The sequence below is a fragment of the Anabaenopsis elenkinii CCIBt3563 genome (genome assembly GCF_015245355.1).
GTDB lineage: Bacteria > Cyanobacteriota > Cyanobacteriia > Cyanobacteriales > Nostocaceae > Anabaenopsis > Anabaenopsis elenkinii.
The window spans coordinates 1,546,558-1,559,299 of sequence record NZ_CP063311.1 but is presented as its reverse complement, the minus strand read 5'-3'; the positions used below and the strand labels follow the sequence as shown (position 1 = coordinate 1,559,299).

The window sequence follows — 12,742 nt, the reverse complement described above, 5'->3', positions numbered from 1 at the left end:
AAAAGAAAAACACGCTCAAGTTATTAGAACGCTTGTGCCATCTCAAAAACCTGAAAAAATTGACTTAAACACGGAATATCTCTGTCCCTGCCGTCGCAAAGGACAGCTAATTCCCATTACACTTACAGAAGCATTTGGTTGCGATCGCTGTCAACAAATCTTTGTAGTCAAAGATCATGGATACATCCTAGAACAACTTTCAACTACCTATCCCCACCAGCGAGCTTGGCACTGGACGGGAAATAGTTGGCGTGTTGTGTCGATTCAGATGAGAGAAAGCTATCTACCCATAGCATTAGGGATTATTTTCGTGGTAGTGATTATATGGTTACCATTAGCACTGCAATTGGCAAATAGTTCTAGGATTATTGCTTGGGCAATAGTAGCGGTACTGTTGGCTATTCTGCCAGCACTGATGGTCTGGCTTACTTACAGACGTTAATTCAATGACTGTTGAAGTTTTGGATGATTACCCCGAACCTATTAATAGCGCTAAACGCGCTTATCAAGCTTCCCTGAAGTTGGGGTATACCAAGGGAGTAGACCGCAGTCGCGCTGTGTTAGCAATGGCTCAAGCGCTAGCCAATTCCTTTGATGATATTTTAGAAGCCAATACTTTGGATTTAGAAGCCAGCAAAGAAATGGCTGTACCAGAGTTGATTTTAGATTGGCTGAAGCTGACTCCCACCAGGTTAAAAGCAGCAGTAGGAATTCTGCAAAGGTTAGGGGAAATTTCCGACCCCTTACGGCGGGTGAGAACTGCTAACTATCAACTGGAAGATTCTCAAAGTTACACTCAGTTAATGCCTTTGGGAGTGATTGGATTTATCTATGAGGCTTTTCCTGATTTAGGAGCGATCGCCGCGGGTTTATGTATCAAGACCGGCAATAGTATTATACTCAAGGGGAGTACAGAGGCCAGTCACTCCAACCACGCCATAGCCAGTGTTCTGCAAAACGCCATTGAGGAAGTTGGTTTACCAGCTGGCTGTCTAGAACTAATTAAAGCAGAACACGGTGCTTCCATGCGAGATTTAGTCACCCAAGACAAGTATGTGAATTTAGTCATACCCTACGGACGTTCTAGCTTAATCCAGCAGGTAATGCGGCAGTCAACTTGTCCAGTGTTAAAGTCAGCAATGGGTAACTGTTACCTTTACTGGTCTGTTAATAGCAGCTTAGAAATGGTACGGTGGATGATTACAGATAGCCATGAAAGCCAACCAGACCCAGTCAACGCCATAGAAAAAGTATTAATTCATCGCCAAGCTTTGCCATCATCTTTACCAGTGCTGTGGAATAGCTTGGAAGAACAAGGCTTTCAAATTAAAGGAGATGAAGAACTAGTAGCAGAGTTTCCCCAGTTAGGACTGGCCAAACCAGGTGAGTGGGGTAGCGCTTATTTAACAAAAACCGTAGCCTTTAAACTGGTAAATAGCTTAGAAGATGCGATCGTCTGGATTAATCAATATAGCAGCGGACACGCCGACTCCATTGCTACGGAATCCTATCAAGAAAGTCGCCAGTTTGCTTTGGGAGTGAATAGCGCTTCCACCTACATCAACACTTCCCCCCGGTTTTCTCGCAACCCTTCCCGTGGAGACTCCGTATTTCTGGGTATGTCTAACCAAAAGGGACACCGCAGAGGTTTTATTAGCCTAGAAACCTTAACGACTGCAAAGCACATTATTCAGGGAAACGGGAGGTTTTAGAATTTTAATTATCCATTCCCCAGAATAAACCTTTGCGTTAAAAAAACCTCAACACCAAGCTTGGACTCACCACAAACGGCTTTCGACCGTTCGCCCTGGGGAAGTGTTAGGTAGTTGTTGCTTCTACAAACTACTTGACTTCTCCCCTGGATAGAATCACAGGGGATTCTAAACTGATGTTGCTACGCGGTCTGAAGACACGCTACGCAAAGTTTACGATATTTTTTATTTAAAAATTTGAATAAATAATATCGTTGTGGCACAGTCAAAATGCCCTACCCACCTCGGCTAAAAATAAATCTAGCTGTGTGGCTACTTAAGGAAAACATCTTTTGGGTTTTTCACCATATTTGTGGATGCTTTTTTATCCTAACTAATCAGAAATGCCTTGTCAATAAGTTTTTTGTCGTCAGGATACGACAGGGTAAATCCTGTTGAGTCGCTTTTCATCCCCTCGCTAAAGCGCAGGGGTTCTCACGCTCCCACTATATTTTGATAGCCAACGAGAAATATGGGTGAGATCAAAAAAGTCCGCCTCAGCGGACTTAACTTATATACCCAGAAATCAAATTACCTATTTTTGACGATTAGCAGTATAATAAACCTTGCCACCTGTATCCGGTACAAATTTACAGCTGACAGCAGAACGCCATAAAGATTTCCAAATAGGTTCCTCTGACTTGTGGAAATATTCACCCATCACCGGTTTAATCGCCTCCGTCGCCTTTAACAAATTGTAATGGGGAATGTTCAGGAAAATATGGTGAGCAACATGAGTACCGATGTCATGGTGAATGTGATTGAACCAACCGTAATCACGGTCAATACTAGAAATCGCACCTTTGAGAAAAGTCCAATTTTCGCCACGATACCAGGGAATATCTGGCTCAGTATGATGGAGAAATGTTACTAAATCTAACCAAATCACAAACACAATGTAGGGCATAGCGTAGTATTTTAGTAACCACATCCAACCCCATTGATAGGTGAAGAAACCTAGTAAACCTACCATACCCATCCACAGTATAGTACTAGTCAATACATCCCGTTTTTCTGAGGGTTTAAACAGTGGGCTGCTAGGTGAAAAGTGAGAACCTTCTTTACCTGGAGAACGCTTAAATAAATACACCGGATAAGCCAACAGAAAAACATAATATCGCCCTATCTTTTGTAATAGTGGCATTTCCTTATACTGGGATTCGGTTACAGGATACCAACTTTCATCGTTATCAATGTTACCAGTATTTTTATGGTGAGTTCTGTGACTAATTCTCCAACCATGATAAGGGACTAGTATGGGTGTGTGGGATAAGTGTCCAATCAAATCATTGAGCCATTTTTGCTTAGAAAAAGATTGGTGTCCGCAGTCATGTCCAACTACAAACAAAGCCCAAAACATTGTTCCTTGCATGAACCAGAAAACCGGCCAAAAATACCAAGAATCTAGATAATAAGCTACTGCATAAAGTGAGCTAATAATCAAGATGTCACGAAAAAAGTAAAATAGGGATTTAGTTACATTGGGCTGAAAGCATTCAGCTGGTATTGCAGCTTTCAAATCCTGAAGAGTAAAGGGAAGTTGAGTTTTTTCATCAGACAATTTACAGTCATCAGAATTATTGAAAGCAATGGTATTTGATGGCACTGGATTATTTTGTGGGATAAAAATTTGCTTGTTTGGGATATTCCTAGTATGAGATTTCTCTAACACTCTAGAAGATAATCTCTGGTAATTAACCTTGGCTTTGAAGTAGATCAAGAATTACCAGAGCCTATTCAATTTACAGGATAGTTAACACTGTTGCAACTATTGGCAATCTCAGTTATTGCTGATGCTATTTATTTTTTGTTTTCCTGCGTAATATTCATTAAAAGTCTGATAGCCAACATCAGTTTGGTACAGTTGACATTGGTCTGTGATTTTCTTCATTAAAGACCAGGAAAACTGACATTCATCATGTAGATAAGGCTGCCAATTTTTTTTGATGCTGCTGTAAGCTAGTCGTAAATTATAAGCAGGGATAGCAGTAGAAATGTGATGGGGAACGTGGACGTTGATATCATGGCAGAGGATTTCTACCCAGCGGGGATAATCACAATGAATGGTACCAAATAGTTGTGCTAAGGCCTCATTCCACTTATCAACTGTATTAAAAGGAACATCAGGCGCGGTGTGGTGAACAATTGTGAAGGTACTCATCCAAAAATGGTAAACCATCCAGGGTAGTAGCCAAAACTTGATGAATCCCCAAATACCAGTTGTCGCAATTAATAGAGGAAATGCGATCGCCGCAAACAAAACTACCACCGCCACAGACAGCTTTACACTTGATTGGTCTTTGGTTTTGAAATTCCGCCAATCAAAATGTACCACTGCCCAATGTCCAATGGAACCTACCCACCACAGACGCTGACGCATAAACCTTTCAAAGGCAAACTGCCTCCGGGGTGTCCAATTGGCAAATACATGTGTTCTAATAGGATGCCAAGCATTATCCTCATCCAACTTGTTGGTATGTGTGTGGTGATGATTGTGTTTAATTCGCCAGCTGTGAAAGGGATAAATTAAAGGCATCATAAATAAATGCCCTACTAAATCGTTTACCCAACGACTTTTAGCAAAAGACCTGTGACCACAATCATGGCCAATGACAAAAAAACCTGTTAAAGCAGTACCGGTAAAAATCCAACCCAGGGGTAATAAAAACCAAGGACTGATGGTCAGCAGATAGTAGCCCAAAGCCACCATAGAAATACTAATTAGTACTTGTGTCCAAGCTTTGCGGCTGTTTTTCTCAAAACATTCCCTGGGTAGGGTTTTGACAATATCTTGTAGCTTTAGCTTGGGTTCACCAAGGTCGTCACTTAGTTGTTGGCTGTTGATTATTGATGTAGTCATGAATACCTGGAAAACAACAAACCTCCCTAGCACTTCACCCAAGAGGTGGATGCCAGTAAAGTTTCTTAACATTAGCGTCTTGGATTATAGCAACCGGAGCTACACCAGCGCACTATTTTTATGATTTTTATGATTGATGGTGAATGGTTAGGAGTTTTTCTAGTCAAATACCGTTGACCGACTATAAACCACTCACCCGGAAATTATTGCTTTTTGGTTGCTAGCTTGATATTGGTAGCTAGACCGAGCAATTGCAGTAATTGAATAGTCATCCAAGTTAAATCGATTTCCCACCATTCCAGACCGTGACGAGCAGAGTATTGATAGGCATGGTGGTTATTATGCCAGCCCTCACCGAATACTAGGACAGCTACCCACCAGCAGTTAGTGGAGCGATCGCCAGATTCATGACTACGATAACCAAATTTGTGAGTAGCGCTGTTCACCAACCAGGTACAATGGTAAACCCAGACAATGCGAACAAAGATTCCCCAGACCACAAAAGACCACCCACCCAGATACATGAGTAATAAACCCAGTGCTACCTGAATCAAAATAAAATATTTCTGTAAAAACTGATAAACTGAGTCTTCGGAAATATCCTTAGTAAACCGAGGAACTTCAGCATGAGCAGGAGATTGATAAATTAACCAACCCATATGACTCCACCAGAAGCCTTTATTAGAATCATGGGGATCTGTTTGAGTATCAGAATGTAAATGGTGAATACGATGTGTACCTACCCATTCAATTGGTCCCCCTTGACAGGCAAGAGTGCCGCAGAACACCAAGAAATACTCCAGCCACTTAGGAGTTTGAAAACTGCGATGAGTTACCAGACGGTGAAAACCTAGGGTAATGCCCAGTCCGCCGGTTATCCAGTAAAGTAATAAAGCCACACCAACGGCATTCCAGCTAAAGTTACTAGGAACCAAAGCAAATAAAGCGCCGATGTGCAGAGCAATGAAAAACAGGGTATTCACCCAGTTAATTTGAGGTTTAGTTGAAGTAGCAATTGTCATGCAATAACCCGAGTTGAAATTGTCTAGCCTAATCTGCGTGATTACAAAATCCGCATATCTAACTAATTTTTTGTGAAAGAGAAACTAATGAACAGCGTAGAACAGCTGCGGCAAGCAGAGCAGGCACTGTTAGAGATTTTTTCTGGAATTGACGCTCAGGTCAAGCATAATCTCAAAAGAGTCCTGGATGCCTTTCGTCATCACCGTGTTGGGGCACACCATTTTGCTGGTGTCAGTGGTTATGGACATGATGACTTAGGAAGAGACACCTTAGATCAAGTCTTTGCCGAGGTCATGGGTGCTGAAGCAGCGGCGGTGCGAGTCCAGTTTGTTTCTGGAACTCATGCGATCGCCTGTGCCTTATTTGGTGTTCTCCGTCCTGGAGATGAGATGTTAGCAGTAGCTGGTTCTCCCTACGATACGCTTGAAGAAGTAATTGGTTTACGGGGTAAAGGCCAAGGTTCCCTTCTTGAGTTTGGCATAAATTACCGCCAATTGGAGCTAACCCCCCAAGGAACTATAGATTGGCAAACCCTAAGTAGTAGCATTACTGACAACACCCGTTTAGTATTAATTCAGCGTTCTTGCGGCTATTCCTGGCGGCCGAGTTTATCGATTACCGACATAGAAAAAATTGTTCACCTAGTGAAACAGCAAAACCCCAACACCGTCTGTTTTGTAGATAACTGTTACGGGGAATTTATTGAAACCAGAGAACCCACAGATGTCGGTGTCGATTTAATGGCCGGGTCATTGATTAAAAATCCAGGGGGGACAATCGTCACAGCAGGGGGTTATGTTAGCGGTCGTGCTGACCTAGTAGAAGCAGCCGCCTGTCGTCTCACCGCCCCTGGTATTGGTAGTTATGGTGGTGCGACCTTCGACCAAAATCGCCTGTTATTCCAAGGCTTATTTCTAGCGCCCCAGATGGTAGGGGAAGCCATCAAAGGAACTCACCTCACGGGTTATGTATTCCATAAATTAGGTTATCCAGTCAATCCTGCACCTCTAGCACCCCGTAGGGATGTAATTCAAGCCATTAAACTCGGTTCTGCAGCCAAACTCATTGCCTTCTGTAAAGCCATACAACAGCATTCCCCCGTAGGTTCCTATCTCGACCCCATTCCCGATGATATGCCGGGCTATGAGAGCCAAGTAGTCATGGCTGGGGGGACATTTATTGAGGGCAGTACTTTGGAATTTTCCGCCGATGGTCCTTTGCGTGAGCCTTATGTGGTTTATTGCCAGGGGGGGACTCACTGGACCCATGTGGCGATCGCATTAGAGGCGGCGATCGCAGCGGTGGGAATGGCTACTGAGGTTGGGTGAGATTTACCAGAACTTGGCGGGAGCGTAACCGACAAGTGAGAGATGCTGTAAATAAAGCAGCTAGATTAGTTGTTGACTACTGCATTAAATACAAAATTGGTACAGTTGTTTTTGGGTGGAATCAAGGACAGAGACAAGAAGCAAAGTTGGGTAAAACAACTCAATCTTTTGTACAAATACCAACAGCTAAATTAAAGGAACGAGTTAAACAACTGTGCGAATACTACAGCATCAAATTTGTTGAAACCGAAGAGTCCTATACCAGTAAAGCTAGTTTTTTAGATGGTGACTTTCTACCTATTTTCGGCGCAAAACCTGAAGGGTGGATACCAAGTGGAAAACGAGTAAATCGCGGAATCTATTGCACTGGTGCAGGTGAATTAATCAACGCTGATTTGAATGGTGCTGCGAATATTCTTCGCAAAGTAGAGACACAACTAGATTTAAATCTGGTCAAGGTCTGTAGGCGAGTTTTGACCCTCGCTACCAGATATCGCATCTGGGAAACCAAAACTAAAAAGCGGCGGGAAGCGGCTTTAGCCCTTCTGGTAGCAACAGTTTAGAATCCCCGCCCATAAATGGGCGGGGAGAGGTCAATCTGGTAATTTATACTGCCCTACAATCCTCTTCGCAAACTCTGGCACATGAGCCTCTAACTTCTCCGGATAATTGCGCTTCACATACAAATAATTCCGCGTAAAATGGGAGTCAATGGAAAACCGCCCATACTCTAAACCCTTGGGTCCGATTTTTTCTATGACTACACCCATGAGTTTTGCCGCCCACATGGGTAGTGTTACTCCTTTGTCGTAAGCGGGAATACTCTGCTGTACTGCTTGTTTACGGTTCCCTGCGGACATGACTGGCTGGGTGTCTAATTGCTGTTGCACTAAGTCGAGCATTTCTTTACCTGTATCATTTCTGACTAAAATCCATTGCCAGCCAAAGGGCGCGCCCATGTAACCTACAACTAGGTCTGCTAGGGAGTTGACGTAGTCAAAGCAGGTCATGCAGGAGGGGGCAAAGACATCTTTGAGTTGATTGGTTTTTAAGCCAAAAAATGGTACTTTCTCGATGGAGCCGTCTTGATGTTTGAAGTGAATGCGAAAATCTTGCATGAATTCATAATGTACCACTGTTTCTGGTGAGCGGCTGGTGGTTTCTAAGAATTTTTGCAGTCCAGCCCGGTTGACGTTATCTACGCAGGGTGTGCCTAAAACATACAGTTTTTCTAACCCTAGTTGTTTTTCTACGGCTCTGAGGGCTTGAATCTGACAACCTACACCAATTACTAATAACTTTTTCATCCCCGATTTTTCTATTTGTTCTAAAACGGAAAGGTTGGGGGATAATGTTGGTTTATTTACTCTGGCTGCCAGTATTTCTTCTGGGGTACGGGCGATAATTGGCATGGGTTGAAAGCGGTCTTCTTTGCTGTTCTGCACACAGACAACCCCTTCTACTAGGCCGCGGTTGAGCATTTCAATGGCAATACTACTAACAATACCTGTCCATTGGGCGCCTTCTATTGGCTGCTGTTTCCGGGCGGCTATCATGTCTTGATGCACCCCAAAGTACAGTTCGTTTTCGTTCTCTAGGTCGCGCGATCGCTTATGGGTTTGTTCTTCGAGTCTGTCTATCTGTTGATTAATAAACGCGCAGGCTTCTTTGACATAGTGAATATAATATGTATCACATAGCCCGCACTCGCTACACAATTCTTTGGCGGGGCGGCGGCTAGTCGGTTTCAGGGCTTTGGCTTTTTTATGGGGAGAAACTGAGGTCATATAAATTTTTTGGTTTTATATAGGAATCCCTTTTATTACCATACCTCTACTGGCTGTCAAGTTGTCCATGTTCCTGGAAAGGGAAGGATGATTAATGTATCAAATGTTGTTTGACCCACCTTCGGTGTGTTCCCTAAGATGAAAATTACCTGTTGAAAAGTTATAAATCAACTTTGCCTGATGTTGTGTGCCCTGAATAGTTTTCGACTTTACTGCCAAAATTTCCGATTATTATTGGTAATTTAGCTAAATTATACACTTGTCAAAAGAAGTATTAACATCTAAAGTTGTTTAAGTTTTATATTGCATATTTTGAAAAAACATTATAAATTATGAAGTTATAGGGGAATAATCTAATTTACTGCGTCAAGGCTAAATGTTGATTGAGTAAATGTACCGTAAATAGTTAAAACCGACCTTGAGTATTATCAAAGGTAAATTTTGCTGTTGTCAACCCAGGTTAGAGATGTACCAACGCAAAAACAGAACAATCTGGGAATGTATATTACATGGCTGTTTTTAGGAATCATGACTTGGCTTGAGGTAAAAAATGCCTAGGGAAGATTTACCTCAAAAATCATCAAAAAGCAACTAATTAGAGATGAATTATTAGGGGAATCAGTAGATTAAGTTATTATTTCTAAGTTAGTTTTACCAGACAGTTTGATATGCTAAATATGGGTTGGTTATGCTAACAAAAGCATAAATCATTCAAGGTGCATCTAGTAATCAATCACCCCCCTCAATGGAGTAAATCTAGCGATGCCACTAAATGAATTAGTAACAGATGAAAATATAGAAGAACAAGCATGGAGAGCGCTAGAGAATTCGATTCTCTATTATCAAGGTCGCCCTGTGGGAACTGTAGCCGCCTATGATGCATCGGTGGAAGCCCTTAATTATGATCAGTGTTTTATCCGGGATTTTGTCTCTTCAGCGTTAATTTTTTTGATTAAAGGTAAGACAGAGATTGTTCGGAATTTCCTGGAAGAAACATTAAAGTTACAGCCTAAAGAAAGAGAATTAGATGCCTATAAGCCAGGACGCGGGTTAATTCCTGCTAGCTTTAAAGTTGTATGCAACAATGGAGAGGAATATTTAGAAGCTGATTTTGGTGAACATGCGATCGCTAGAGTCACTCCAGTAGATTCTTGTCTATGGTGGATTATTTTATTGCGTGCTTATGTGGTGGCTACTAAGGATTATTCCATCGCCTATCAACCTGATTTCCAAAATGGTATCAGGTTAATTATGGAAATATGCTTGGCTAATCGCTTTGATATGTACCCGACGCTGTTGGTTCCCGATGGTGCTTGTATGATTGACCGTCGTATGGGGATTTATGGTCATCCTCTGGAAATTCAGGTGTTATTTTATGGGGCTTTACGTGGCGCTCGTGAGCTGTTGATTTGTCAGGGTAATCAGGATATAATCTCAGCAATTGATAACCGCTTACCTCTGTTGTGCGCTCATATTCGCCAGCATTATTGGATAGATATTCATCGCCTCAATGCAATTTATCGTTTCAAGAGTGAAGAGTATGGCAAGGGTGCTGTGAATCTATTTAATATCTATGTAGACTCTCTTCCCTATTACGAATTAGACAAGTGGCTACCCCGTAAAGGTGGTTATTTAGCCGGTAATGTCGGTCCATCTCAATTAGATACCCGTTTCTTTACTCTGGGTAACCTGATGGCGATTATTTCCGATTTAGCTACGGAAGAGCAGTCACAAGCTATTATGAGTTTGATTGAGGAAAGATGGGATGATTTAGTAGGAGATATGCCTATGAAAATCTGTTTCCCAGCCTTAGAACATGAAGAATACAGAATTGTCACAGGCTGTGATCCGAAAAATATCCCTTGGTCATATCATAATGCTGGTAGTTGGCCGGTATTAATGTGGATGTTTGCCGCAGCAGGTGTGAAAACCAACAAAACTGGTTTAGCCAGAAAGACTATTGAAATTGCTAAAACCAGGTTGATTGAAGATGAATGGCCAGAATATTATGATGGGAAAAAAGGACGACTAATTGGTAAGCAAGCCAGGAAATATCAAACCTGGACTATTGCTGGGTTCTTGTTGGCCAAAGAACTGATGGATAATCCCAATTATTTATCATTGGTGAGTTTTGATGAATTACCACCTGAAGCTGTTTCTCGCGCTTGTGAGTTTGAAATTGGCAGTGTAGAACCTTATATACCTTGATAGTAAATCTCATGAGGTTAATCAGGTGTACTAGTCCAATATGAACATAAGGTTTAAAGTCCGATGTAACTACTTTGTAGTTACATCTTGCTTTTGCTATTCTCTAAATTGCTCTGAGTGATCATTTTTGAAATTGCAGCTATGGGACAATAAAGTAAATCACAAAATTGGGTTATCTTGGGTTAGATTTGAATATCGTCCTAGATATCTTGTGGATGGACAAAAACTAGTTGTCTATATATTCATCACTCAATTAACAACTATTGTAACTATAGCAGAGAATAAGCAGATTTTATCTCTTGCTAAAACACCATCGAAATGGAGTATTTCTCGGAATGGAAAGAGAGAAATTAGTAATAGTTGATGATTTAGAAAAACAGGCATGGGAAATTTTAGACAAGTCGATTATTTACTACCAAGGTCGTCCTGTGGGTACTCGGACAAGCTGTGATCAGATAAAAAAAGATTTAGAGCATGACCATTGTTTTATTAGAGATTTCGTGCCATCCGCTTTACTTTTTTTAATTAAAGGTAAATATGATATTGTTCGTAATTTCTTAGAAGAAACTTTAAAGTTACAGCCTAAAAAGAACCAATTGGATGCTTATATACCTGGACAAGGTTTGATACCAGCGAGCTTTAAGGTTGTATCAGACAATGGTCAAGAATATTTAGAAGCGGATTTTGGGGAACATGCGATCGCTAGAGTTACACCTGTTGATTCTTGTCTATGGTGGATAATTATATTACACGCTTATGTCAAGGCTAGCAAAGATATTAGTTTCGCCTTGCAGCCTCAATTCCAGCAAGGAATTATGCTGATTATGGAAATTTGCTTGGCGACCAGATTTGATATGTACCCGACCCTGTTAGTTCCCGATGGCGCTTGTATGATTTACCGGCGTATGGGTATATACGGTTATCCTTTGGAAATTCAATCCCTATTTTATGCAGCCTTGCGGTGTGCGCGTAAGTTGCTGATTTGTGCTGGAGATAATAAAATTGTCATCGGTATTGATAATCGCTTACCTATATTAAGAGATCATATTCGTCGTCACTATTGGATTGATATGAAGCGATTAAATGCAATTTACCGCTTTAAGGGTGAAGAATACGGACAGTCAGCAGTTAATCAATTCAATATCTATCCTGATTCTATTCGCTATGCTAATTTGGCTATTTGGTTACCAAAACATGGTGGTTACTTAGCGGGTAATGTCGGACCATCTCAATTAGATACTCGATTTTTTGCACTGGGAAATATGATGGCGATTCTTTCTTGTCTTACCAGTGAACAGCAATCTCAAGCAATTATGAATCTAATTGAGGAACAGTGGGATGATTTAGTGGGAGAAATGCCGATGAAAATCTGTTTCCCGGCGGTGGAAAAGGAGGAATACAGAATTTTTACCGGGTGTGACCCCAGAAATATACCTTGGTCATATCATAATGGTGGTAGTTGGCCTGTGTTATTGTGGTTTTTGATTGCTGCGGCTGAAAAAACAGGTAGGACTGATGTGAGTCAACGGGCTTGGGACATTGCTCAAGAACGTCTGAGCCAAAATCATTGGCCAGAATATTATGATGGTATTCGGGGGGTTTTAGTGGGCAAAAAGGCCAGAAGATATCAAATTTGGACAATTTCTGGTTTTCTCTTGGCTAAGGAGTTGATGCGCAACCCGTCCCATTTAGCTTTAATCAGTTTTGCACAGTTTGATTTAGAAAATGCTTCCCAGTCTTGCGAGTTATGAGTTTTGGTTGGGCGTTGGTTGTGGTGCAGCGGTG

The 12,742-nt window shown here is 41.6% G+C and carries 10 protein-coding genes; 6 read left to right on the top strand and 4 right to left on the bottom strand.

All coding sequences use genetic code 11. The features are described 5' to 3' along the window. Positions 1 to 34: 34 nt before the first annotated feature. Together IM676_RS07035 and IM676_RS07030 are read left to right on the top strand one after the other, a co-directional pair. The gene (locus IM676_RS07035; protein ID WP_200989545.1) at positions 35 to 442 is read left to right on the top strand and encodes a hypothetical protein; all 408 of its coding nucleotides are present in this window, start codon (positions 35 to 37) and stop codon (positions 440 to 442) included. Between the two features lie 4 nt (positions 443 to 446). Then, positions 447 to 1,712 carry a glutamate-5-semialdehyde dehydrogenase gene (locus IM676_RS07030; protein WP_200989544.1) on the top strand — a complete coding sequence of 422 codons (1,266 nt, stop codon included), beginning with the start codon at positions 447 to 449 and terminating at the stop codon, positions 1,710 to 1,712. 574 nt (positions 1,713 to 2,286) lie between these two features. Here IM676_RS07030 and IM676_RS07025 read toward each other — a convergent pair. The 3 genes from IM676_RS07025 to IM676_RS07015 all read right to left on the bottom strand — a co-directional run bounded on the left by IM676_RS07025 (position 2,287) and on the right by IM676_RS07015 (position 5,633). Further along, positions 2,287 to 3,357, bottom strand: coding sequence for a fatty acid desaturase (locus IM676_RS07025; RefSeq protein WP_200989543.1), 1,071 nt, complete (start codon positions 3,355 to 3,357; stop codon positions 2,287 to 2,289). Between the two features lie 174 nt (positions 3,358 to 3,531). Beyond that, entirely contained in the window at positions 3,532 to 4,611 is a 1,080-nt protein-coding gene (locus IM676_RS07020; RefSeq protein ID WP_200989542.1) for a fatty acid desaturase, read from the bottom strand. A 203-nt stretch (positions 4,612 to 4,814) separates the two neighbouring features. Further along, the gene (locus IM676_RS07015; protein WP_200989541.1) at positions 4,815 to 5,633 is read right to left on the bottom strand and encodes an acyl-CoA desaturase; all 819 of its coding nucleotides are present in this window, start codon (positions 5,631 to 5,633) and stop codon (positions 4,815 to 4,817) included. Positions 5,634 to 5,720: 87 nt separating this feature from the next. Between IM676_RS07015 and IM676_RS07010 the strand changes: the two genes are divergently transcribed. Continuing rightward, on the top strand, positions 5,721 to 6,962 hold the full coding sequence (locus IM676_RS07010) for a methionine gamma-lyase family protein (RefSeq protein WP_200989540.1): 1,242 nt from the start codon (positions 5,721 to 5,723) through the stop codon (positions 6,960 to 6,962). Beyond that, positions 6,959 to 7,525 (top strand): IS200/IS605 family accessory protein TnpB-related protein, encoded by a 567-nt coding sequence (locus IM676_RS07005; RefSeq protein WP_225880469.1) that lies wholly within the window; start codon positions 6,959 to 6,961, stop codon positions 7,523 to 7,525. Before IM676_RS07010 ends, IM676_RS07005 begins: the two co-directional genes overlap by 4 nt. Before the next feature lie 30 nt (positions 7,526 to 7,555). On the opposite strand, the gene IM676_RS07000 is transcribed toward IM676_RS07005, so the two are convergent. Further along, positions 7,556 to 8,749, bottom strand: coding sequence for a Coenzyme F420 hydrogenase/dehydrogenase, beta subunit C-terminal domain (locus IM676_RS07000; RefSeq protein WP_200989539.1), 1,194 nt, complete (start codon positions 8,747 to 8,749; stop codon positions 7,556 to 7,558). A gap of 762 nt (positions 8,750 to 9,511) precedes the next feature. Between IM676_RS07000 and IM676_RS06995 the strand changes: the two genes are divergently transcribed. Together IM676_RS06995 and IM676_RS06990 are read left to right on the top strand one after the other, a co-directional pair. Then, on the top strand, positions 9,512 to 10,957 hold the full coding sequence (locus tag IM676_RS06995; protein WP_200989538.1) for a glycoside hydrolase 100 family protein: 1,446 nt from the start codon (positions 9,512 to 9,514) through the stop codon (positions 10,955 to 10,957). A gap of 335 nt (positions 10,958 to 11,292) precedes the next feature. Then, positions 11,293 to 12,708 (top strand): glycoside hydrolase 100 family protein, encoded by a 1,416-nt coding sequence (locus tag IM676_RS06990; protein ID WP_200989537.1) that lies wholly within the window; start codon positions 11,293 to 11,295, stop codon positions 12,706 to 12,708. Positions 12,709 to 12,742 lie beyond the last annotated feature (34 nt).